General features: G+C 67.1%; 20 protein-coding genes. 12 read left to right on the top strand and 8 right to left on the bottom strand.

Features of this window, described 5'->3' with window-relative positions; translation table 11 throughout:
* Positions 1-117: 117 nt before the first annotated feature.
* Both ACSUZJ_RS12420 and ACSUZJ_RS12415 read right to left on the bottom strand, forming a co-directional pair.
* Positions 118-1,782 carry a long-chain fatty acid--CoA ligase gene (locus tag ACSUZJ_RS12420; protein ID WP_499408518.1) on the bottom strand — a complete coding sequence of 555 codons (1,665 nt, stop codon included), beginning with the start codon at positions 1,780-1,782 and terminating at the stop codon, positions 118-120.
* 74 nt (positions 1,783-1,856) lie between these two features.
* Positions 1,857-3,074 (bottom strand): acyl-CoA dehydrogenase family protein, encoded by a 1,218-nt coding sequence (locus tag ACSUZJ_RS12415; RefSeq protein WP_499408516.1) that lies wholly within the window; start codon positions 3,072-3,074, stop codon positions 1,857-1,859.
* 212 nt (positions 3,075-3,286) lie between these two features.
* Between ACSUZJ_RS12415 and ACSUZJ_RS12410 the strand changes: the two genes are divergently transcribed.
* Together ACSUZJ_RS12410 and ACSUZJ_RS12405 are read left to right on the top strand one after the other, a co-directional pair.
* Complete coding sequence (locus ACSUZJ_RS12410; protein ID WP_499408514.1) at positions 3,287-3,742, top strand: PaaI family thioesterase; 456 nt, start codon at positions 3,287-3,289, stop codon at positions 3,740-3,742.
* Between the two features lie 73 nt (positions 3,743-3,815).
* Complete coding sequence (locus ACSUZJ_RS12405) at positions 3,816-4,247, top strand: alpha/beta fold hydrolase (protein ID WP_499408512.1); 432 nt, start codon at positions 3,816-3,818, stop codon at positions 4,245-4,247.
* 46 nt (positions 4,248-4,293) lie between these two features.
* Here ACSUZJ_RS12405 and ACSUZJ_RS12400 read toward each other — a convergent pair whose 3' ends face one another.
* Both ACSUZJ_RS12400 and ACSUZJ_RS12395 read right to left on the bottom strand, forming a co-directional pair.
* The gene (locus tag ACSUZJ_RS12400) at positions 4,294-5,286 is read right to left on the bottom strand and encodes a tripartite tricarboxylate transporter substrate binding protein (RefSeq protein WP_499408510.1); all 993 of its coding nucleotides are present in this window, start codon (positions 5,284-5,286) and stop codon (positions 4,294-4,296) included.
* Positions 5,287-5,332: 46 nt separating this feature from the next.
* The gene (locus ACSUZJ_RS12395; RefSeq protein WP_499408508.1) at positions 5,333-6,394 is read right to left on the bottom strand and encodes a porin; all 1,062 of its coding nucleotides are present in this window, start codon (positions 6,392-6,394) and stop codon (positions 5,333-5,335) included.
* Between the two features lie 169 nt (positions 6,395-6,563).
* Between ACSUZJ_RS12395 and ACSUZJ_RS12390 the strand changes: the two genes are divergently transcribed.
* The 3 genes from ACSUZJ_RS12390 (at position 6,564) to ACSUZJ_RS12380 (ending at position 10,507) form a co-directional block, all read left to right on the top strand.
* Positions 6,564-7,265 (top strand): response regulator, encoded by a 702-nt coding sequence (locus ACSUZJ_RS12390; protein ID WP_499408506.1) that lies wholly within the window; start codon positions 6,564-6,566, stop codon positions 7,263-7,265.
* Between the two features lie 10 nt (positions 7,266-7,275).
* The gene (locus ACSUZJ_RS12385; RefSeq protein ID WP_499408504.1) at positions 7,276-8,715 is read left to right on the top strand and encodes a sensor histidine kinase; all 1,440 of its coding nucleotides are present in this window, start codon (positions 7,276-7,278) and stop codon (positions 8,713-8,715) included.
* 337 nt (positions 8,716-9,052) lie between these two features.
* Positions 9,053-10,507, top strand: coding sequence for a CitMHS family transporter (locus ACSUZJ_RS12380; RefSeq protein WP_499408502.1), 1,455 nt, complete (start codon positions 9,053-9,055; stop codon positions 10,505-10,507).
* Between the two features lie 15 nt (positions 10,508-10,522).
* On the opposite strand, the gene ACSUZJ_RS12375 is transcribed toward ACSUZJ_RS12380, so the two are convergent.
* Entirely contained in the window at positions 10,523-11,269 is a 747-nt protein-coding gene (locus tag ACSUZJ_RS12375) for an SDR family oxidoreductase (protein ID WP_499408500.1), read from the bottom strand.
* Positions 11,270-11,405: 136 nt separating this feature from the next.
* Here ACSUZJ_RS12375 and ACSUZJ_RS12370 point away from each other — a divergent pair, with 136 nt between their 5' ends.
* Positions 11,406-11,564: a hypothetical protein gene (locus ACSUZJ_RS12370; RefSeq protein ID WP_499408498.1), complete on the top strand. Its 159-nt coding sequence runs from the start codon at positions 11,406-11,408 to the stop codon at positions 11,562-11,564.
* 73 nt (positions 11,565-11,637) lie between these two features.
* Here the strand turns inward: ACSUZJ_RS12370 and ACSUZJ_RS12365 are convergent, their stop codons facing one another.
* Entirely contained in the window at positions 11,638-12,441 is an 804-nt protein-coding gene (locus tag ACSUZJ_RS12365) for an IclR family transcriptional regulator (protein ID WP_499416528.1), read from the bottom strand.
* Positions 12,442-12,949: 508 nt separating this feature from the next.
* On the opposite strand from ACSUZJ_RS12365, the gene ACSUZJ_RS12360 reads away from it, so the two are divergent.
* From ACSUZJ_RS12360 to ACSUZJ_RS12335, 6 genes are all read left to right on the top strand, one after another.
* On the top strand, positions 12,950-14,068 hold the full coding sequence (locus ACSUZJ_RS12360) for a zinc-binding dehydrogenase (protein ID WP_499408496.1): 1,119 nt from the start codon (positions 12,950-12,952) through the stop codon (positions 14,066-14,068).
* A gap of 65 nt (positions 14,069-14,133) precedes the next feature.
* Entirely contained in the window at positions 14,134-14,997 is an 864-nt protein-coding gene (locus ACSUZJ_RS12355) for a branched-chain amino acid ABC transporter permease (RefSeq protein ID WP_499408494.1), read from the top strand.
* Entirely contained in the window at positions 14,997-16,043 is a 1,047-nt protein-coding gene (locus ACSUZJ_RS12350) for a branched-chain amino acid ABC transporter permease (protein WP_499408492.1), read from the top strand. The genes ACSUZJ_RS12355 and ACSUZJ_RS12350 overlap by 1 nt, the downstream gene beginning before the upstream one ends.
* Positions 16,036-16,794: an ABC transporter ATP-binding protein gene (locus ACSUZJ_RS12345; RefSeq protein ID WP_499408490.1), complete on the top strand. Its 759-nt coding sequence runs from the start codon at positions 16,036-16,038 to the stop codon at positions 16,792-16,794. The genes ACSUZJ_RS12350 and ACSUZJ_RS12345 overlap by 8 nt, the downstream gene beginning before the upstream one ends.
* Entirely contained in the window at positions 16,787-17,494 is a 708-nt protein-coding gene (locus tag ACSUZJ_RS12340; RefSeq protein ID WP_499408488.1) for an ABC transporter ATP-binding protein, read from the top strand. Before ACSUZJ_RS12345 ends, ACSUZJ_RS12340 begins: the two co-directional genes overlap by 8 nt.
* A gap of 81 nt (positions 17,495-17,575) precedes the next feature.
* A complete protein-coding gene (locus tag ACSUZJ_RS12335) occupies positions 17,576-18,757 on the top strand; it encodes an ABC transporter substrate-binding protein (RefSeq protein ID WP_499408486.1) in 1,182 nt (393 codons plus the stop codon).
* A gap of 245 nt (positions 18,758-19,002) precedes the next feature.
* Here the strand turns inward: ACSUZJ_RS12335 and ACSUZJ_RS12330 are convergent, their stop codons facing one another.
* Together ACSUZJ_RS12330 and ACSUZJ_RS12325 are read right to left on the bottom strand one after the other, a co-directional pair.
* Positions 19,003-20,124, bottom strand: a complete 1,122-nt coding sequence (locus ACSUZJ_RS12330; protein ID WP_499408484.1) for an acyl-CoA dehydrogenase family protein — start codon at positions 20,122-20,124, stop codon at positions 19,003-19,005.
* A gap of 33 nt (positions 20,125-20,157) precedes the next feature.
* The gene (locus ACSUZJ_RS12325; RefSeq protein WP_499408482.1) at positions 20,158-21,342 is read right to left on the bottom strand and encodes an acyl-CoA dehydrogenase family protein; all 1,185 of its coding nucleotides are present in this window, start codon (positions 21,340-21,342) and stop codon (positions 20,158-20,160) included.
* Positions 21,343-21,349: the final 7 nt, after the last annotated feature.

Genomic DNA, 21,349 nt, shown 5'->3' with positions numbered 1-21,349 from the left:
GGTGGGCGCCCCCGTGCCCACGCGTGGACGACGAGCAGACGCGGCCCATTGTGAACGCCAACACGAAGCAGCCGTCACGCGTGGGCACGGGGCGCCCACCCTACGTGTATCCCTACCTTATCCAGTGACGGCCGCCCGCTTCGCCTGCAAGTCCCGCCACTGCACCTTCCCGGTCGCCGACTTCGGCAGGGTCTCGCAGAACTCCACGATGCGCGGGCTCTTGTAGGCCGCCATGTTCGCGTGCGACCAGTCGATGATGTCCTGTTCGCTCACGCTGCCGGCAAAGCCGTCCTTCAGCGCCACCACGGCCTTGACGGTCTCGCCGCGCCGTTCGTCCTGCGCCGCCACCACGCAGACCTCGCGGATCGCCGGATGCCGGTACATCAGCGCCTCGACCTCGGCCGGCCAGACCTTGTAGCCCGAGGCGTTGATCATGCGCTTCAGGCGATCGACCATGAAGAAGTAACCGTCCTCGTCGACCCGTCCAAGGTCGCCGGTGCGCAGGAAGCGCTTGCCGTCGATCTCGACAAAGGTGTCGCTGGTCGCCTGCGGATTGTTCCAGTAGCCCTGCATCACCTGCGGCCCGTGCACGATGATCTCGCCGACCTCTCCCACCGCCAGTTCGCGCATCGTCTCGGGGTCGACCACGCGGGCGTCGACATCGCAGATCGGAATCCCCAGGCACTGCTTCTTGGGACGCTCGCCCGGGTTGATGTGGGTCGGCGCCATGGTCTCGGACATGCCGTAGCCCTCGACGTACTTGACGCCCATGAGATCCTGCATGCGCTGGGCGATCGCGTCCGGCATCGCCGCGCCGCCGCCGCTCATGCGCCGGATGCTCGACAGGTCGTATTCGGCCACGCGTGGGCTCGACAGCATGTCGACCACCATGGTCGAGATCAGCTGGGTCGAATTCACCTGGTAGCGCCGGATGCATTCGGCCGCCGTGTCGCGGTCCCAGCGCGACAGCACCACGACGGTGCCGCCGATGAAGATCGACCCGTTCATCCCGCCCTGCATGCCGGTCACGTGGAAGAAGGGCAGCACGCACAGGGCCACCGAGTCCTGCTGGGCGCCGAACCACTGCACCCCCGCCACGGTGTTGTACATCACGCTGCGGTGGGTGTGCATGCAGCCCTTGGGGTTGCCGGTGGTGCCCGAGGTATAGGGCATGCAGCACAGGTCGTCCGGGCCGGCCTTCAGGGGACCGGGGCGGCAGCCGCGCGCCAGCATGTCGCTCCACAGCACCACGCCCTCGCCCGCGATCGCGCGCCGCGGCGCGGCCACGAAGTCCGGCACCTTCAGGTCGGTGGGGCGCTCGATGTAGTCGGAATAGGCCGCGACCACGACGTGGCGCAGGCCGGCGCCGACCAGCGGCTGCACCTGCTCATACAGGTCCTGGGGCGCGAAGATGGTGGTGGCGCCGGTATCGCTCACATAGTGGCGCAGCTCCTCGGTCAGGTTCATCGGGTTGACCGGCACCACGACCGCGTTGGCGCGCAGGATCGCGTAATAGGCCAGGATGAACTGCGGGCTGTTCTGCATGTAGAGCAGCACCCGGTCGCCCTGCTCCACGCCGCACTCGCTCTGGAGGAAACCGGCGATGGCGTCGACCTCGTCCCTGAACTCGCGGTAGCTGATCGGGGTGTCGTAATAGATCGCGAAGGTCTTGTCCGGGTAGCGCGTGCTTGATACCTCGAGGTTGTAGTACAGATTCGTTTGCGGCACGGTGAGGTGCCGCGGCAGGCCCGTGGGCCAGAATGGCAGGTGGCGCTCAGACATCTTGTCTCCTTCTTGCATCCTGTGTAATGCGGGCGGCGCGAACCGCTCCGCTACTGTCCGGTTCAGCCGCAGGTTCAACGATACTTCGCCAGTTCCAGCTTGGCGATCGCGTTGCGGTGTACCTCGTCCGGACCGTCGGCCAGGCGCAGCGAGCGCGCGCTGGCATAGGCCTGGGCCAGGCCGAAGTCCTGGCTGACGCCGGCGCCGCCATGGGCCTGGATCGCCCAGTCGATCACCTTGCAGGCCATGTTCGGCGCGATCACCTTGATCATCGCGATCTCGCGCGCGGCGACCTTGTTGCCGACCTTGTCCATCATCTCGGCCGCGTTCAGCACCATCAGGCGCGCCTGGTCGATCAGGATGCGCGACTCGGCGATGCGCTCGCGGCAGACGCCCTGGTCGGCGACCTTGCGTCCGAAGGCGACACGCTCGAGCGTGCGCCGGCACATCGCCTCGAGCGCCATCTCGGCGCGCCCGATCAGGCGCATGCAGTGGTGGATCCGGCCCGGCCCCAGGCGGCCCTGGGCGATCTCGAAGCCGCGGCCTTCGCCGAGCAGGATATGGTCGCGTGGCACCCGCACGTTCTCGAACAGCACCTCGGCGTGGCCGTGCGGCGCGTCGTCGTAGCCGAAGACGTGCATGTCGCGCACGATGGTCACGCCCGGGGTGTCGGTCGGCACCACGATCATCGACTGCTGTCGGTGGCGCTCGGGGTGGTCCGGATCGGTCTTGCCCATGAAGATCATCACCTTGCAGCGCGGGTCCGCCGCGCCCGAGGTGAACCACTTGCGACCGTTGATCACGTACTCGTCGCCGTCGCGCACGATGCTGGCCGTGATGTTGGTCGCGTCCGAGGACGCCACCTCCGGCTCGGTCATGGCAAAGGCCGAGCGGATCTCGCCGGCCAGGAGCGGTTCGAGCCAGGTTTTCTGGATCGCCGGCGAGGCATAGCGCACCAGGGTCTCCATGTTGCCGGTATCGGGCGCCGAGCAGTTGAAGACTTCGGACGCGATCGGCACCCGGCCCATCAGTTCGCACAGCGGCGCATATTCGAGGTTGGTAAGGCCCGCACCCAGTTCCGACTCGGGCAGGAACAGGTTCCACAGGCCGGCTTCCTTCGCCTTCGCCTTCAGGCGCTCCATGGTCTGGGGTACGATGAAGGCGTTGCCGGCCTTGCGCCCGGCATCGACCTCTTCCTTGTAGGCGGCCGCGCAGGGGACGATCTCGGTGTCGATGAAATGCTTGACGCGCCGCTGCAGTTCGAGGGCGCGTTCGGAAAACTGGAAAGCCATATGTCTCCTGTTCTTGTCTGTATGTACCGCACAGTAAAACCACGTTTTACTCCGGTCGAGTGTAGCAGCCGAGAAAATGGAAGTAAATGACCCTTCCGCGCAGCGAAACGTGTGTACCTGCGCACTGTATTGCAGGGTTGACACATACCCTTGCGTGTTTTACTGTGCAAAATCCACATGCCGACTATAGAACGGCGCACACAGGCATAACCATGACATCACACGACAACAACACACAAGTGCCGCCAGGCTTCGAGCGCCTGAAACGCGGCGGCCCCTATATGGCCAACCTGGGGGATCTGTACTGCAGCCGGGAGAACGGCGTCACCGTGATCGCGATGCGCATCACCGAACAGCACACCAACATGCGCGGCATCGCCCACGGCGGCATGCTGGCCAGCCTGGCCGATTCGGCGCTCGGCCTGGGCCTGACCATGCACTGCGAGGGGCGCCAGTCCTTCGTCACCGTCAACCTCAGCACCGACTTCGTCGACGCGGCCCGCCCGGGCGACTGGGTCGAGGCGCATGTCGACATCCAGAAGCTGGGCGGACGCGTGGCGTTCGCGAACTGCTTCCTGCAGGTGGGATCGCGGCGCATCCTGCGCGCCAGCGGTGTATTCGCGGTGATGAATGCGCTGACGCCGGAGCAGCTGGCGGCGGGCTACTGAGGATTGTGGACAGGAGCCCAACGGCGTTCCGCGAGACCCGGACGTTCGCGGCATCGACGACCTGGCGTCCAGGGTGCTTGCCGAACTCGACCAGCCCAGCGCCATCATTGCCCAATCGATGGGAGGTGTCGTCGCCATGCTTGCCGCGCTGCGCAGGCCCGAGCTCGTCACTCACTTGGTATTGACCGTGACCTCAGGCGGGATGGATCTGCGCCCCTTCGGCGCCGAGGACTGGCGCCCGGCCATGCGCGCGGCGCATCCCGGATTGCCGGACTGGTTCACCAGCTACCATGAGGACCTGACGCCGCACTTGCCCGCGCTGCATATGCCGACGCTGCTTCTCTGGGGCGATGCGGACCCGATCAGTCCGGTGAAGGTCGGGGAGCGCCTGGCTGCCCTGCTTCCGCGAGCGAAGCTGCACGTGTTCGCCGGTGCCGACCACGACCTTGGCTGCACGCACGCCAGGCTGGCCGCGCCGCTCGTCGACCAGCACCTGGTTTCTTAACGAACCGGTCGGACTGTATTGAACGGCCGCCGCATGCATCCGCCGGCTAGCGCTCGCGCACCAGATTGAACTGCGCGGCCTGCCGGTTGTAGTCCGCGATCGACTGCCTGATGTAGCCGGTCAGCGCCTCTCCGGTCAGCGAAAACGGATACATCCCGGCCTGCTCGCGCAGGCGGGCGAATTCGGGGCTGGCATCCACGCCGTCGAACGCCGCGACCCAGCGCCGGTAGTCCCGCTCGCTCACGCCCGGCCCCATCCACACGCCGCGAATCACCGGCCACACCACGTCGTAGCCCTGCTCGCGCGCGGTCGGCACCCCGGCCAGCACGCCGGGCAGGCGCCGTTCGGACAGCACCGCCAGCACCCGTACCGTGCCGCGTCCCGCATACAGCAGGGCCTCGGAGGTGTCGCCCGAAATGGCCTGCACGTAGCCGGCCTGCATGGCGACGAACTGCTCGCCGCCGCCTTCCAGCGCGACGAAGCGCATCTTGCGCGGCTCGACGCCAGCCTTGCTCACCAGCAGGGCCATCTTCATCCAGTCCTGGCTGCCGATGGTGCCCGACATGCCGACCAGTACGCGCTGCGGGTCGCGCTTCAGGGCGCCGAGGAGCTGCCCCAGCGTGCGGTAGGGCGAATCGGCCGGGACGGCGACCATGCCGTAGTCGGCGCCGAAGGCGGCGACCCAGCGTACGTCTTCAAGGTTGGCCTTGCCGAACTTGCCCCGCGCCAGGTTCAATACCGAGCCGCCGGAAAACGCGACCAGGGTATTCGGCTCGGCGCGGCGCTGGGACACCAGGGTATGCCAGGCCACCGCGCCGACGCCGCCCGGCATGTAGCTCAGCTTCATCGGCGGCGCGCCGGGCTGGCCCCGCAAGGCCTCGCGGGCCAGCTTGCAGGTCAGGTCCATCGCGCCGCCCGGCTTGGACGGCACCAGGCATTCAGCCTCGCCCGCCGCGGCGGCGGCCCCAGGCGCGGCCAGCACCAGCGACGGCGCGAGCAGCAACAGCAGCGAAATCAGGAAGGTGCGCGGCATTCTCATGTGTGCATGATAGCCGCCCGGGCCGGGATGCGCTCTAAGGCCGAATTCAGAAGCGGTGCTGGATGCCGGCGGTGACGCCGGTCTGGGTGTCGGCAAAGCCCGCGTCGTCGCGCGAGAGGCCGACCAGCTGGCCGTGATCGGCCCTGGCGTGGGCCGCCGACAGGTAGAGCCAGGTGCGCTTGGACAGGTTAACCATCGCGCGCGCCACGAACATGGTCGGGTCGGCATCCTGGGCCGCCGGCAGCTCCCGGGTATTGATGTGGTAGACGGCGCCGGTCAGGGTGATCTTGTCGACCGCCCAGGTGACGCCGCCCCAGCAGGTGTCGCCGCGCAGGTCGGCGCTAGCGGCCCGGCCGGAGTCAAACTTGTAGCTGCGCAGGCCCGCCGTGTAGCGCCAGCGGCCGCTCTGGTAGTCCGCCCCCAGGTGCAGGGCGCTGGTGCGGTCGCGCTCCCCGCCCGCCGCCGGGGTGGCGCCGCTGACCTGCTCCCAGGCCGCCATCAGGCCCAGGCCGTTGGCGGACCAGGAGCCGCCGAGCGCGTATTTGCGCCCGTCCGCCGAGCTGCCCGCCTGCTCGCCCAGGCCGACCGATGCGCCGTAGCTGAAGTTGCCGCTGCGGCCGCTGTACTTGACCAGGTTGTCGAAGGCGGTCGTCATGCCGTACTTCGACGGCCCGGTGGCGCCGCCGCTGGTGGCCCAGGAGTAGTTCGGGGCGAAGCCCATCGGGTCGAACTTGATTACCAGGTCGTAGGTCGTGGTGAAGGAGCGGCCGACGACCACACGCCCGAAACCGCCCTCCAGGCCCACGTTCGCCTGGCGCTTGAACAGCGGGCCGTCCGAGGCGCCGGTATCCATCAGGATGCCGCCCTCGAGGTTGAAGACGGCCTTCAGGCCGCCGCCGAGGTCTTCGCTGCCGCGCAGGCCCCAGCGCGAGGTGTTCTTGCCGCCCGAGACCACGCGCACCAGGCTGCCGCCGTCGGGAGCGGCATGGTTGACGCTCTCCACGCCGGCGTCGACCAGGCCATAGACCTGCACATTGGTTTGCGCCTGGGCGGAGTAATTCAGGGAAAGCGCTGCCAGGACGGCGAGCGCGAGGGCCGATTTCTTCATCTTGTCTCCGGTACTGTCATCGTTATGTACTGCCTGCTACTGCCTTATGAAACCGACTATATGCGGGCCGAGCTTTCAGTTCGCTTTCAGCGCGGCCTGGGGCGGCGTTGTGGAAAATCGCTCGCGCCCGGCCTTTCCGAAGGACGAGCTTTGCGCTTACACTGGCGCGATGAGAATCCTGTTAGTCGAAGACCATGTCGAGCTGTCGCACTGGGTATCCCGGGCGCTGCGCGACGCCAAGCTCACCGTCGAATGCGCGGCCAGCGGCGCCGACGCCGACGCCCTGCTCCACACCCAGGACTACGCGCTGGTGATCCTGGACCTGACGCTGCCGAAGATGGACGGCCTGGACGTGCTGCGCCGCCTGCGCGCCCGCGGCGGAGCGCGCGGCGGCACGCCGGTGCTGATCCTGACCGCCCGCGGCGGCCTGGAGGAAAAGGTGCAGGGCCTGAACCTGGGCGCCGACGACTACCTGGCGAAGCCCTTCGAACTGGCCGAACTCGAGGCGCGGGTCAAGGCGCTGCTGCGCCGCAGGTTCGGCAACGGCAGCGGCAACGAGGCCCTGGTGCACCGCTGCGGCCAGCTCAGCTTCGACACGGTCGCGCGCATGTTCCACTATTGCGGCGAGCCGCTGGCCCTGACGCCGCGCGAGCACGCCGTGCTCGAAGCGTTGATCGCCCGCCCGGGCCGCGCGCTGTCCAAGGAAAAGCTGTTCGACGAGGTGTTCGCACTGGTGGACGACGCCAACCTCGATGCCATCGAGCTCTACATCCACCGCATCCGCAAGAAGCTCGAACGCCGTCCCGAGGGCAATACCGCCATCGTGACCCTGCGCGGCATCGGCTACCTGCTGCAGGAAAAACCCGCTTGAAACCGGCGCCATGGCCCTGAAGGCTGCCCGCCCGCCGGGCAGCCTGCGCAACCAGCTGCTGCGCTGGCTGATCCTGCCCCTGGTCGCGCTGGTCGCCCTGAACGCGGTGTCGCTCTACCAGGACGCGCTGGAGGCCGGCGACATCGCCTACGACCGTTCGCTGCTCGCTTCCACACGCGCGCTGGCCGAGCGGGTGTCGGTGCGCGACGGCAAAGTCGTGGCCGACGTGCCCTACGTGGCCCTGGACAGCTTCGAGACCGACACCCTGGGCCGCATCTACTACAAGGTCACGGGGCTGCGCGGCGAAACCGTGTCCGGCTACGACGACCTGCCGCCGGTGCCGAAGAACGTGCCGCGTTCCGACCTGTATCCGGCCCTGGTGCGCTTCTACCATGCGCAGTACAACGGCGAACCGGTGCGCATCGCGGCCCTGCTGCAGCCGGTCTTCGACGACAGCATGCGCGGCATCGCCCTGATCCAGGTCGGCGAGACGCTCGACGCGCGCCGCGCCCTGTCGCGCCGCATCCTGCTGGGCACCCTGCTGCGCCAGGCGCTGATGGTGCTGGCGGTGGCGACCCTGGTCTGGTTCGCCGTGCGCCTGGTGCTGCGGCCCCTGATGGACCTGAAGCACGAGGTCGAGACGCGCTCGCTGTCCGACCTGTCCGACGTCGATCCGGCGCTGGTGCACAAGGAAGTGCGCCCGCTGGTGGTGGCGATGAACGGCGCCATGACCCGCATGCAGGACCTGATCGCCAGCCAGCGCCGTTTCATCGCCGACGCCTCGCACCAGTTGCGCACCCCGCTCACTGTGCTCAAGACCCAGGCCGAGCTGGCCCTGAGGGAAAGCGACCCGGCCGCCATGCGCGAGATCGTGCGCTCGGTCGCGCTCACCACCGACTCCGCCGTCCACCTCGCCAACCGCCTGCTGACGCTGGCGCGCATCGAGCATGGCGGCGGCAGGATCCAGGCCAGCCCGGTCGCGCTGGCGGCGGTGGCGGGCCAGGTCGGGCTGGAACTGGCCCTGCCGGCGGTGCAGAAAGGGATCGACCTGGCGCTGGACGTCGAGGGCGGCGGGAGCGCAGGCGACACGACCGTCGACGGCGACCCGCTGCTGCTGCACGAGCTGGTGGCGAACCTGGTCGACAACGCGATCCGCTACACGCCGGCCGGCGGCAGCGTGCAGCTGCGCGTGGGACGCCGTCCTGCGGGCGTCCTGCTGGAAGTGCGGGACAGCGGTCCCGGCATCGCTCCCGCCGAGCACGACAAGGTGTTCACGCCCTTCTACCGCGCCCAGGCGACGCTGGAGGCCAATCCCGGCGGCACCGGCCTGGGGCTGGCCATCGTGCGCGACATCGCCCGCATGCACGGCGCCGTTCTTGCGCTCGGCCAGGGCGAGGACGGGCGCGGGCTGAAGGTGAGCGTGCAGTTCGCGCCGCCCGAGGGCGCCTGACCCGGCCAGGGCCGCTCCCGGCGTCCCGCCTTTCCCGCATCCGAACCTGATCGTCCGGGCCGCGCGCGGGCGCGCTGAAAGCTAATTGAAAGCCGCGCCCGCCTATAGTCGGCAGCACAAGCAGCACATAACGATGACAACATTCGGAGACCACATGACCAGCCAGCCCTCGCGCGCGCGTTCCCGGCCGCGCTTCCCCGCCTGATCCAGCCCGGTTCCGACCGGACTGCGGCGCATCGCGCGCCCGCAACCCCACGCCGCGGCATCGCGCCGTAACACCATTTAGTGACGCTTGCGCTCCCACGGGGAGACCGCGGGCATTGTGAGGAGAATTCCCATGCTGACCATCCTGGCTTACTCGATGATCATCGTCTTCATGTTCCTGATCATGACCAAGCGCCTGCCGGCCATGGTCGCCCTGATCGTCGTGCCCATCGCCTTCGGGCTGATCGGCGGCTTCGGCAAGGAACTGGGGCCGATGATGCTCACCGGGATCAAGAACCTGGCCCCGACCGGGGTCATGCTGATGTTCGCGATCCTCTACTTCGGCATCATGATCGATGCCGGCCTGTTCGACCCGGTCATCCGCAGGCTGGTGAAGATGGTGCGCGGCGACCCGATGAAAATCGTGGTCGGGACGGCGGCGCTGGCCATGCTGGTCTCGCTCGATGGCGACGGCGCCACGGCTTACATGATCACGGTGTCGGCCATGCTCCCGCTCTACCGGCGCCTCGGCATGAACCAGCTGATCCTGGCCTGCGTCATCATGCTGGCCGGCGGCGTCTTCAACATCCTGCCCTGGGGCGGGCCGACCGCCAGGGCGGCCAGCGCCCTCGGGGTCGAGGTGCACGAGCTGTTCGTTCCCATGCTGCTGCCCATGCTCGCCGGTATCGCCTGGGTGCTCTTCGTCGCCTACGTGCTGGGCAAGCGTGAGCGCAAGCGCATCGGCACGGTGCAGCTGGCCGCGCATGCCGGCGCCCGCCCGGCATCGAACGTCAGCGTCCTGCAGCCTGCCCGGGCCCGGCATGCCGCCGCCGGCGAGATGGATGGCACCACCGGCCAGTGGGTCGTGCAGGCGGGCCTTGTGGCGCAGGACGGCGGCGCGGTCGCCGGCGGCGCCGATCAGGACCCGGACGTGAGCGTGACGGATCCGGCGCTCGCAAGGCCAAAACTGATCTGGGTGAACGCCCTGCTCACCGCGCTGCTGCTGGTCCTGCTGGTCGCGGGCGTCCTGCCGCTGCCGGTGCTGTTCATGATCTTCTTCGCGGTCGCGGTGATGCTCAACTATCCCCGCCTGGAGCAGCAGAAGGAAAGGATTGCCCACCATGCGACCAACGTGGTGCCGGTCGTCTCGCTGATCTTCGCCGCCGGCATCTTTGTGGGCATCCTGCAGGGCACCAGGATGGTGGACGCGATCGCGCTGAGCGTCATCGCCGCCGTGCCAGACTGGATGGGGCCTTATCTCGCGATCGTGACCGGGGTGCTGAGCATTCCCTTCACCTTCTTCATCTCGAACGACGCCTTCTACTTCGGCATCGTGCCCATCCTCGCCAAGGCGGCTGCCGTCTACGGCATCGGCGCCGCGGAAATCGGCCGCGCCTCGCTGATCGGCCAGCCGGTCCACCTGCTCAGCCCCCTGGTGGCATCGACCTACCTGCTGGTCGGCATGTCCAAGGTCGAGTTCGGCGACCACCAGCGCTTCACGCTGCTGTGGGCCATCGCTGGTTCGCTGATCATGCTGTTGGCGGCGCTTCTCTTCGGCGTGGTGCCGTTCATGGGGCGCGTCGGCTGAACCGGACGGCTTGCCTCAACGCCCGCCCGACACCTCGATGAAGGACCCCGTCGTGTACGAGGCGGCGTCCGAGAGCAACCACAGCACCGCCTGCGCCACTTCAAGGGCCTGGCCTCCGCGTCCCATCGGGACCGAGGCGGCCAGGCGCGCTACACGTCCCGGCTCGCCTCCGCTCGCATGCATGTCCGTTTCGATCAGGCCGGGGCGAACGCCGTTCACGCGGATCCCCTCCCCCGCGACCTCCTTCGACAGGCCGATCGTCAGCGCGTCCATGGCGGCTTTGGAAGCCGCATAATCGACATACTCGCCCGCCGCGCCCAGCACGCCGGCGCGCGAGGACACATTCACGATGGCGCCGCCCGCCCCGCCGTGGCTGGTCGACATGCGCCGCACCGCCTCGCGCGCACACAGGATGCTGCCGACGACATTCGTCGCCATGATACGGTGGATGCGCGCGGCGGACATCTGCTCCACACGCATCTGCTGCGACAGCACGCCGGCATTGTTGACCAGTGCGTCCAGGCGGCCAAAGCGTTCGTCGACGGCGCGGAACAGGCGCTCGACCTGCTCCTCGTCCGCGACGTCGGCCTTGACCGCAAAGGCCTCGCCGCCGCGGCTGGCGATCGCGTCGACGACAGCGGCGGCGGCCGCGTCGTCGGACAGGTAGTTGACGCAGACGCGGTAGCCCCGCTCGGCGGCGAGGGTGGCGCAGGCCGCGCCGATGCCGCGTCCGCCGCCGGTGATCAGGATGGATTTATTCATAGGATTCGTCAGGGGAAGGAAAGCCTGCGCCGCCAGCTTGGCAGACGCGGTAGAGATTGCTCTCTATAAACATTTCTTCCAAAAGGAAATTGTTACCCGTTAGAATTTACGTCTTTATGTCAGCACGCTCACACGCATGACCGCAGTTAAAGCAGTAGAAGTTTCCGATCAGCCTCAGGTTGACACCCCAGCCACATCCGCCATCAACTGGTATCCGCTACTGGGCATCTGCCTGGCCACGCTCGCAGCGGCGCTGGCATATGGCAGCATCTATTTTGCCTTGTTAGCGGATTAGTTTCCGGGCCTTCCGCGCCCGCCGCGTTGCCCGTGCATGCAGGAATTCCAGGCCTGCGTGCATGCCGGTGCGCTCACGACTCCAGCCGCGACGCAATCTCGATCAGCCGCGGCCGCACTTCGCCCAGCAGGAACTCCTGCGACACGCTCGACGACGGCCCGCCGCAGTTGACCGACATGAGCTGGCTGCCGCCGATCGGGAAGAAGCCGACCGCGATGCCGTTGACGTCCTTCTGCCACTCGCCGAACGAGGTAGTGCAGCCGTACTGCTCGTAGTCGCGCAGCCCCCGCTCCAGTCCCTCCTTCATGGCGGTGAAGGCCAGTTCGTCGAGTTCGAGCGCGCGGCTCAGGATGTCCTTGCGCTCCTGCTCGGAAGCCTTGACCAGGTAGGCGCGGCCGATGGCCGATACCGCCAGCGGCATGCGCGAGCCCACCTGCAGCGACAGCGACAGCGCCGCCGTGCTGCGGCAGACCTCGACGTAGATCATCGACAGCCGGTCGCGCATCGCGATCGACACCGTGGTGCCCGAAAAATCGGCCAGCTCCTGCATCATCGGCCGCGCCAGCTGGCGGATGTCGAGGCGCGCCAGCATCGCGCTGCCCAAGCCGAGCGTCGCGGTGCCGAGCATGTAGCGCCCGCCGGTTTCCTGCACCAGGTAGCCGAGCCGGGTCAAGGTATAGGTGATGCGCGTGACCGTGGACTTCGGCAGGCCGCAGCGCTCGGCGATCTGCTGGTTGGTCAGGCCCTTGTCGGCCGAGCGGAAGCAGGCCAGCACCTCGAGCCCGCGCGCGAGGGCCGTGATGTAGTAGCGGTCCTCGTTGTTCTTCGACGCATCCGGGCTCTCGCCCGGTTCGGCATCGTCCGTGTTGCGGTTCATTTCGCTCAGTTGCATGGCTTACCCCAGATATGAAGGCCGCAGGAATACGCGGCAGGAATACGAATTCTTCTGCTATTGCAGCAAAGGCTCTTTCCGAGATGGATTTCGCATGGCAAACTGGCTGAACCATTGCGCAAACACAAGGCGGTCCTGAGCCAGCGGCACTTCGTTTTTGTCCCCACATCGCCGGCAAGGTGCAGTTCCATGCAGTTCCACGTGACTGCTGAACAAATCATTGCTACCGATGCAAAAGTGTCGTATCCTTTTTTTGTTCCATTTTACACCGCTTTGTTTCACCTAGCAAAACGAATGATCTGAATACCATGGGTTCTCCGGAACCCACGCACAGGAGTCAGAAGCATGTTTACAGCTCAGGTTTCGTCGAGCACGAAGCAACCATACGGCCGGGGTCTCCCGTCCGTTTTCCCATCCACCGCACGATCCCGGCAATGCGGGACGCCGCGCCGCGCCTGACGCGCCCGCGTTTTTTCCAAGGAGGATGGCATTCATGAGTGATACGAAGTACCAGCGCGCCCGGGCCGTGGTCTGCCGCACCACCGGGGAACCGGTGGTGGTCGAGGAGATCGAGGTCGAGTTCCCGCGGCGCGGCGAGGTGATGATCAGGATGGCGGCCTGCGGCATCTGCCACAGCGACCTGTCCGCCACCAACGGCACGATTCCCATGCCCGCTCCCCTCGTGCTCGGCCACGAGGGCGCCGGCGTGATCGTGGCCGTCGGCGAAGGCGTGAGCGAATACGCGGTCGGCGACCACGTGCTCAGTTCCTTCGTGAGCATGTGCGGCAAATGCCGCTGGTGCCAGACCGGCCGCCCCCAGTTGTGCGACCAGGCCGCGAAAGCGGCGATCTCCCTGCCCGACGGCACCGTGCGCACCCGCGGACTGGACGGCCAGCCCTTGAACATCTTTTCCGGCTGCGGCGTGATGGCCGAATACGCCACCTTGCATGTCGACAACGTGGTGAAGATCGCCCAGGACGTGCCGCTCGACCGCGCCTGCCTGGTCGGCTGCGGCGTCATGACCGGCGTCGGCGCGGCCACGAATACCGCCAAGGTCGAGCCGGGCTCGATCGCCGTGGTCTTCGGCTGCGGCGGCGTCGGCCTGAACGCCATCCAGGGCTGCCGCATCGCCGGCGCGGCGATGATCGTCGCGGTCGACATGTCCGACGCCAAGCTCGAGCTGGCGAAAGAGTTCGGCGCGACCCACACGGTCAACGCCGGCACGCCCGACCTGATCAAGGTCCTGCGCAAACTCACCAATGGCGGCGCCGACTACGCCTTCGAATGCGTCGGCAAGGGAGAAATCGTGGCCCAGGCCTATGGCGTCCTGGCCAAGGGCGGCAAGGCGGTGGCGGTCGGCGTGGCCCACCCGAAGGACACGACCACGGTGCGCACCGGCAGCCTGACCTTCGAAGAGAAGACGCTGACCGGCAGCTACTTCGGTTCGGCCCGCCCGCGCCAGGACTTCCCGCGCCTGCTGGCCCTGTACCGCGCGAAGCGCCTCAAGCTCGATGAACTGATCACGCGCCGCTACCGCATCGACGAAGCGCCGCAGGCCTTTGCCGACCTGGCCGAAGGACGCAATGCACGAGGGGTGATCATGTTCGACTGAGCACCACGCACCTCGCACGGCATCCAAAAGCAGCACGACCACACAAATAATATTGGAGACAGATTTTGGAGCTTTTCCTGCAACAGGTCCTCAACGGACTCACCCTGGGCGGCGTCTACAGCCTCGTCGCGCTGGGGCTCACGCTGGTGTACGGCATCCTGCACGTACCCAATTTCGCGCACGGCGCCTTCTACATGGCCGGCGCCTACTCGGCCTTCTTCATCATCGACAGGCTTGGCCTGAACTACTGGTGGGGCATGGCGGGCGCCGCCGTCACCGTGGCGCTCATTTCCGTCCTGTCCGAGCGCCTGGTGTTCCACCCGCTGCGCAAGGCGCCCTACCTGCACCACATGATCGCCTCGATCGGCATCCTGCTGTTCCTGGAAGCCGGCGCCCAGGCCATCTGGGGCGCGGACTTCCACCGCATGGCCACGCCCTATAACCAGATCCTCACCTTCGGCGACATCACCATGCCGGCCCAGCGCCTGCTGATCATCGGCGCCGCCTTCCTGCTGGTGGTGCTGCTGCAGCTGTTCCTGAAGAAGACCGTGACCGGCGCCACCATCGTCGCCATGGCCCAGAACCGCGAGGGCGCGGCCCTGGTCGGCATCGACGCCAACCGCGTCGCGATGCTGACCTTCGCGATCGCCGGCGCCCTGGCCGGCATGGCGGCCGTGCTGTACGCACCGATCAACCTGGTCTACACATCGATGGGCCACCTGGTGATCACCAAGGCCTTCGTCATCATCGTGCTGGGCGGAATGGGCAGCGTGCCCGGGGCGATCGTCGGTGGCCTGATCATCGGCTTTGCCGAAGCCTTCGGCGCCTTCTACATCTCGACCGACTACAAGGACATCATCGCCTTTGCGCTGCTGGTGCTGATCCTGTCGCTGCGTCCGCAGGGCCTGTTCGCGAAAGGAGCACACTGATGAAGCTCATCAACGCAAAAACCGGATGGGGCCTGCTGCTGGTGCTGGCGCTGGCCTTCCCCTTCATGGCCGGTAACGACTACCACCTGACCGTGATGTCGACCGCCTACATCTACGCGATCGCCACCATCGGCCTGAACCTGATCACCGGCTACACCGGCCAGTACAACCTCGCCCACAGCGGCTTCATGGCGGTCGGCGCCTACACGGTCGGCATCCTGACGGTCGACCACGGCGTCTCGTTCTGGGTCGCCTTCGCGCTGTCGGGCGTGGTCTCGGCCGCCCTCGGCTTCTTCGTGGGCATCGTGTCGCTGCGCCTGAAGACACACTTCTTCTCGATCTTCACCCTGTGCGTGGGCTACATCATGTTCCTGGTGATCGAGAAGTGGGAAAGCTTCACCCACGGCACGGTCGGCATCATGGGCATCCCGGCACCTGAGAGCATCGGCTCGCTCGACTTCTCCGAACCACGCACCCAGTACTACCTGGTGCTGTTCTTCCTGGTCGCCAGCCTGTGGATCATGCACCGCATCGTCCATTCGCTGCTGGGCCGCACCTTCATGGCGATCCGCAACGGCGACGAGCTGGCCCAGGCGCTGGGCATCAACCTGATGCGCAACAAGCTGCTGGCCTTCATGCTGTCGGTATTCTTCTCGGGCCTGGCGGGCGGCCTGTACGCCGGCTATGTGCGCTTCCTCGGCCCGGGCGTGGCCAGCGTCGAGCACACCTTCGACATGACCATGTACATGCTGGTGGGCGGCATCGGCACCCTGCTCGGCCCCCTGCTCGGCGCCATCTCCGTACCGTGGCTGACCCAGTACCTGCAGGTGCTGCAGGAATACCGCTTCGTGGTGTTCGGCCCGGTGCTGGTCCTGCTGGTCATCTTCCTGCCGTACGGGATCGTCGGCACCTGGCAGAACCGCCAGCGCAGGAAGGCGGCGCTGCAGGCGGCTCCGGCGCAGGCCGCACCGGCGCAGGCCGCACCGACGCAGGCGCCAGCCGCCAAACCCGCCATCGCGACGAAGAAAGGAGCCTCGCATGCTTAAGATCGACCACCTGACCAAGCGCTTCGGCGGCCTGGCAGCCGTCAACGACGTCAGCGCCGATTTCGCGCGCGGCACCATCAATGCCATCATCGGCCCGAACGGTGCCGGCAAGACCACCTTCTTCAACCTGATCAGCGGCGCGATCGCGCCGACCGAGGGCAAGGTGATCTTCGACGGCAAGGACGTGACCGGCCTGCGCGCCGACCAGGTGGCGCGCCTCGGCATGGCGCGCACCTTCCAGACCACGACCCTGTTCGACACCGCCACCGTGCTGGACAACCTGATCGTCGGCCACCGCCTGCGCACCGGCTCGACCCTGATCGACGCCATCCTCGGCACCCGCCGCCTGAAAGACGAGGAACGCCGCTGCCGCGAGAAGGCGCGCGCCGCGCTCGACTTCGTGGGCCTGTCGCACATCGAAGCGCGCATCGCCGGCGACATCTCCCAGGAAGAAAGGAAGCGGGTCGCCTTTGCCCTGGCATTGTCGACCGACCCGAGCCTGCTGCTGCTGGACGAACCGGCCGGCGGCGTCAATCCGGAAGAGACCGAGGGCCTGGCGCGCCTGATCCGCAAGATGGCCGACAGCGGCCTGACGGTCTGCCTGATCGAGCACAAGATGGACATGATCATGAACCTGGCCGACAAGATCCTGGTGCTGAACTACGGCGAGCGCATCGCCGAGGGCACCCCCGCCGAGATCCGCGCCAACCCGGTCGTGATCGAAGCCTACCTGGGGAGCGAACATGCTTAAACTCGACAAAGTCAACCTTTCCTACGGCAGCTTCCGGGCCCTGCACGACGTCAGCCTGCACGCCGACGAAGGCGAACTGGTGGTGCTGCTCGGCTCGAACGGCGCCGGCAAGAGCTCGATCTTCCTGACCATGAGCGGATTGAACCGCGCCTCCTCGGGCACGATCCGCTTCGGCTCGCAGAACCTGGTCGGCCGCAAGCCCTCGCAGATCGTCGCCGATGGCCTGATCCACTGCCCGGAGGGCCGCAAGCTCTTCCCCGGCATGTCGGTGCTGAAGAACCTGACCCTGGGCGCCTACGTGCACCGCGGCGACAGCCGTGGCACCCAGCGCACGCTGGACGAAGTGTTCGAGCTCTTCCCCATCCTGTACGAGAAGAAGGACAGCCCGGCCGGATCGCTCAGCGGCGGCCAGCAGCAGATGGTGGCGATCGGACGCGCCCTGATGGGCCGGCCGAAAGCGCTGCTGCTCGACGAGCCTTCGCTGGGCCTGGCCCCGCTGGTGGTGAAGCAGATGTTCGAGATCATCGCCCGCATCAACAAGGCCGGCACCACGGTGCTGCTGGCCGAGCAGAACGCCTACGCCGCCCTGAACATCGCCAGCCGCGCCTACGTCATCGAACAGGGACGGATCGTGATGGAAGGCGGACGCGAGGAACTGCTGAACAATGCGCAGGTGCGCAAGGCCTACATCGGAGCCTGAGCGGCGCCTGAGCTGTTTTCATGTATCGACGGAGTATTCGACAGTAGCACCCACAACAAAGCAAAACCAAGGAGACACCCCATGAAAGTGCAAGCCAAACTGACCCGCCGCACCCTTCTGGCAGCCGCTGCCGCCACGCTGGCCCTGGCCGGCGGCGTCGCCCACGCCCAGGAAACCATCAAGATCGGTTTCTCCGGACCGCTGAGCGGCGGCGCCGCCCTGTACGGCAAGAACGTCCTGTCCGGCATGGAAATGGCCGCCGCCGAGATCAACGCCAAGCCGCTGGAAATCGGCGGCAAGCGCTACAAGGTCGAGATCGTGGCGCTGGACGACAAGTACAATCCGTCGGAAACCGCCATCAACGTGCAGCGCCTGGTCCAGCAGCACAAGACCGCCGCCGTGCTGGTGCCGCATTCGGGCGGCGTGTTCGCGGTCCAGGCCTTCAACGAGAAGTCCAAGGTGCTGCTGCTGGCCTACACCAGCCTGCCGCAGGTGACCGAGCGCGGCAACAAGCTGACCATCCGCATTCCGCCTGACTTCACCGGCTACATCGCCCCGTTCACCAAGGCCATGATGGCCAAGCACGGCAAGAACGTCGCCATGGTCCAGGCCGACCACGACTATGCGAAAGCCTGGGCGGCCGCCTTCAAGCCGGTGTGGGAAGCCAACGGCGGCAAGATCGTGGCCGAGAACCCGATGTCCTACAACAAGGCGACCGACTTCTACAGCGGCGTGAGCCGCGCCATGCAGGCCAAGCCGGACGTCATGTTCATCGGCGGCGCCTCGGAGCCGACCGCGCTGGTGGCCAAGCAGGCGCGCGAACTGGGCTTCAAGGGCGGCTTCATCATCCTCGACCAGGCCAAGATCGACGAGATGGCCAAGGTGGTCGGCGGCATCGCTCCGCTGGAAGGCTCGATCGGCGTGATGCCGCTGGCGAACGACGACCGTCCGGAAGCGGTCGCCTTCACCCAGCGCTACCGCAAGCTCAATCCCGGCAAGGATCCGAGCACCGAGATCAGCCTGAACTACTCGACCGTGCACGCGACCGTGGCCGCCATGAAGCTGGCCGGCACCACGACCGACGCCGAGAAGATCCGCGCCCAGATGGAAAAGGCCTACACCACTCTGCCGGCGATGTACAACCCGAACGACATCGACGGCCTGGACGCCAAGGGCGGCACCATCGCCAACGTGATCCTGGGCACCGTGGAGGGCGGCAAGATCAAGGGGCAGTTCCTGCGCGCGCTGAATGCGGCGAAGTGATTGATCGGGGCGGCCTGCCTGGCCGTCCGGTAAATGAAAAGCCCGCTACTGGAAGCAGTAGCGGGCTTTTTCTTTTCGATGTTGACTTTGTAGGGTGGACACCTGTGTCCACGCTGTACGGCTTCGGCGTTTTCTATAGCCATTCCAACCCGAGCACGCCAGCATGGAGAGACTTTGCTGTATGCCGAAGCACGACCGCGTGGACACAGGTGTCCACCCTACGAAAAAGCGAAACGGCGGTAACCTCAATACCCGCTCAGCTTCGCCCACCGGTCCGCGTGATAGCGCGCATCGCCCAGCAGTTCCTCGACGACCCGCGCCCGCTTCATGAAGAAGCCGATCTCGAACTCGTCCGTCATGCCGATCCCGCCATGCATCTGCACGCCTTCCTGCACCGCCGTGGTCGCGGTCAGGCCGGCGCGCGACTTCGCCGCCGAGACCAGGGCCGCCGCCTGCGGGCTGCCCTCGTCCAGCGCCTGCTGGGCGCCGAGCACGATCGCGCGGGTCAGCTCGATGTCGCAGTAGAGCATGGACGAACGGTGCTGCAGCGCCTGGAATTCGCCGATGATCTGGCCGAACTGGCGGCGCTCCTTCAGATAGGACTGGGTGCGCTCGAAGACCTCGTCGGCGATGCCCAGCAGCTCGGCCGCCAGCGCGGCGCGGCCGATGTCGAGCACACCCTCGAGCAGCGCGCCGCCCTGCCCGGCTTCGCCGACAACGGCATCAGGCCCCACGCGCACGCCCCCGAACGCCAGGCGCGCCGCATTGTGGGCGTCGACCATGCTGCTGCGCTCGCGCCGCAGTCCGGCCGCATCGCCCTCCACCAGGAACAGCGTGACGCCGTCCTCGGTGCGCGCCGCCACCAGCAGCAGGTCGGCCACGTGGCCGTCGACCACGAACAGCTTGTCGCCGCTCAGCACGTAAGCGTCGCCGTCGCGCTCGGCGCGCAGGCCGATGCGCTCGGGCCGGTGCTTCGCCGCCTCGTCGACTGCCAGCGCCACCAGCAGTTCGCCGCGCGCCAGCGGCGGCAGCCAGCGCGCTTTCTGGGCCGCGTTCCCGTGCCGCACCAGCAGGCTGGCGCCCAGCACTGCCGTCGAGAAGAACGGCGCCGCCGTCAGGTTGCGGCCGATGGCCTCCATGATGGCGCCGGCTTCGACCATGCCCAGCCCCAGCCCGCCGTAGGCTTCCGGCACCAGCACGCCGGTGAAACCCATCTCCGCAAAGCTCGCCCACAGCGCGCGCGAAAAGCCGTCGTCGTTGCGCCCGTCGCGCAGCGCGCGCAGCTGGGCCACCGGCGCGCTCTCCTTCATGAACTGCAGCGCGCTCTCGCGCAGCATGTCCTGTTCCTGGTTCAGTACAAGTGCCATAGTGTTCTCCGAATGCGCTCCAAAAGTGTGGGCTCAGGCGCCCGGCAGGCCGAGGATGCGTTTCGCGATGACGTTCAACTGCACCTCGCTGGTGCCGCCCTCGATCGAATTGGCCTTGGACCGCAACCATGTGCGCGCCAGCTCGCCGTCGCCGCTGCGCTCGCCCTCCCACTCCAGCGCGTCGCTGCCGCCACCTGCCATCAGGAGTTCGTAGCGACGCTTGTTCAGCTCCGCACCGTAATACTTCAGCACGGACGAGAATGCCGGATGCGCCTTGCCCTGGCGCGCCAGGTCGCCGCTGCGCTCGAGGAGCAGCCGGAAGGCCGCCTCGTCGACTTCGAAACGGGCGACATCGGTGCGCAGCATGGAATCGTCGAGCTTGCCGGCCGCGTCCAGGCCGACCGCACGGGCCGCGAACTGGCCCAGCGCCGGCGGACGGGCGCGCTCGCCCATGGCGCCGATCATGTCGCGCTCGTGGGTCAGCAGGTACTTGGCGATGGTCCAGCCCTCGTTCAGTTCGCCCACCAGGTTGCGCTTCTCGACCCGCACGTTGTCGAAGAAGGTCTCGCAGAAGGGCGACTTGCCCGAGATCAGGGTGATCGGCCGGGTCGAGACGCCCGGGCTGTCCATGTCGAACAGCACGAAGCTGATGCCCTTGTGCTTGCTGGCCGTGAAGTCGGTGCGCACCAGGCAGAAGATCCAGTCGGCCTTGTCGGCGTAGGAGGTCCAGACCTTCTGGCCGTTGACGATGAAGTGGTCGCCGCGGTCCTCGGCCCGGGTCTGCAGCGAGGCCAGGTCGGAGCCCGCGTTCGGCTCCGAGTAGCCCTGGCACCAGCGGATCTCGCCGCGCGCTATGCGGGGAAGGTGTTCGCGCTTCTGCTCCTCGGTGCCGTACTTGAGCAGCGCCGGCCCCAGCATCCAGATGCCGAAGCTTTGCAGCGGCACGCGGCAGCCCAGGGCCGCCATCTCCTGGCGCAGCACCTTGGCCTGCTCGCGCGAGAGGCCCCCGCCGCCGTACTCGACCGGCCACTCGGGCACGGTCCAGCCCCTGGCCGCCATGCGCTCGAGCCAGAGGCGCTGGGCCTCGGACCCGAATTGCATCTTGCGCCCGCCCCAGACGATGTCGGCGTCCCCGCTTGCCGGCACGCGCATCTCCGGCGGACAGTTCTGTTCCAGCCAGGAGCGTACCTCCCGGCGGAATGCCTGCAGTTCGTCCATGCCGCCT

The sequence above is a fragment of the Telluria sp. B2 genome (genome assembly GCF_051789535.1).
In the GTDB taxonomy this organism is placed as follows: domain Bacteria; phylum Pseudomonadota; class Gammaproteobacteria; order Burkholderiales; family Burkholderiaceae_D; genus Telluria.
Note: the sequence above shows the minus strand (reverse complement) of the source record. Positions and strands in the feature narration are given on the sequence as shown.

Excerpts from the sequence above, each read along its gene's own strand:
- ACSUZJ_RS12380 (WP_499408502.1), top strand. The coding sequence starts at position 9,053 with ATGCTGACCATCCTGGCTTACTCGATGATCATCGTCTTCATGTTCCTG.
- ACSUZJ_RS12365 (WP_499416528.1), bottom strand. The coding sequence starts at position 12,441 with ATGAACCGCAACACGGACGATGCCGAACCGGGCGAGAGCCCGGATGCG.
- ACSUZJ_RS12350 (WP_499408492.1), top strand. The coding sequence starts at position 14,997 with ATGAAGCTCATCAACGCAAAAACCGGATGGGGCCTGCTGCTGGTGCTG.
- ACSUZJ_RS12370 (WP_499408498.1), top strand. The coding sequence starts at position 11,406 with ATGACCGCAGTTAAAGCAGTAGAAGTTTCCGATCAGCCTCAGGTTGAC.
- ACSUZJ_RS12335 (WP_499408486.1), top strand. The coding sequence starts at position 17,576 with ATGAAAGTGCAAGCCAAACTGACCCGCCGCACCCTTCTGGCAGCCGCT.
- ACSUZJ_RS12325 (WP_499408482.1), bottom strand. The coding sequence starts at position 21,342 with ATGGACGAACTGCAGGCATTCCGCCGGGAGGTACGCTCCTGGCTGGAA.
- ACSUZJ_RS12345 (WP_499408490.1), top strand. The coding sequence starts at position 16,036 with ATGCTTAAGATCGACCACCTGACCAAGCGCTTCGGCGGCCTGGCAGCC.
- ACSUZJ_RS12390 (WP_499408506.1), top strand. The coding sequence starts at position 6,564 with ATGAGAATCCTGTTAGTCGAAGACCATGTCGAGCTGTCGCACTGGGTA.
- ACSUZJ_RS12360 (WP_499408496.1), top strand. The coding sequence starts at position 12,950 with ATGAGTGATACGAAGTACCAGCGCGCCCGGGCCGTGGTCTGCCGCACC.
- ACSUZJ_RS12420 (WP_499408518.1), bottom strand. The coding sequence starts at position 1,782 with ATGTCTGAGCGCCACCTGCCATTCTGGCCCACGGGCCTGCCGCGGCAC.
- ACSUZJ_RS12385 (WP_499408504.1), top strand. The coding sequence starts at position 7,276 with ATGGCCCTGAAGGCTGCCCGCCCGCCGGGCAGCCTGCGCAACCAGCTG.
- ACSUZJ_RS12340 (WP_499408488.1), top strand. The coding sequence starts at position 16,787 with ATGCTTAAACTCGACAAAGTCAACCTTTCCTACGGCAGCTTCCGGGCC.
- ACSUZJ_RS12395 (WP_499408508.1), bottom strand. The coding sequence starts at position 6,394 with ATGAAGAAATCGGCCCTCGCGCTCGCCGTCCTGGCAGCGCTTTCCCTG.
- ACSUZJ_RS12400 (WP_499408510.1), bottom strand. The coding sequence starts at position 5,286 with ATGAGAATGCCGCGCACCTTCCTGATTTCGCTGCTGTTGCTGCTCGCG.
- ACSUZJ_RS12415 (WP_499408516.1), bottom strand. The coding sequence starts at position 3,074 with ATGGCTTTCCAGTTTTCCGAACGCGCCCTCGAACTGCAGCGGCGCGTC.
- ACSUZJ_RS12375 (WP_499408500.1), bottom strand. The coding sequence starts at position 11,269 with ATGAATAAATCCATCCTGATCACCGGCGGCGGACGCGGCATCGGCGCG.
- ACSUZJ_RS12410 (WP_499408514.1), top strand. The coding sequence starts at position 3,287 with ATGACATCACACGACAACAACACACAAGTGCCGCCAGGCTTCGAGCGC.
- ACSUZJ_RS12330 (WP_499408484.1), bottom strand. The coding sequence starts at position 20,124 with ATGGCACTTGTACTGAACCAGGAACAGGACATGCTGCGCGAGAGCGCG.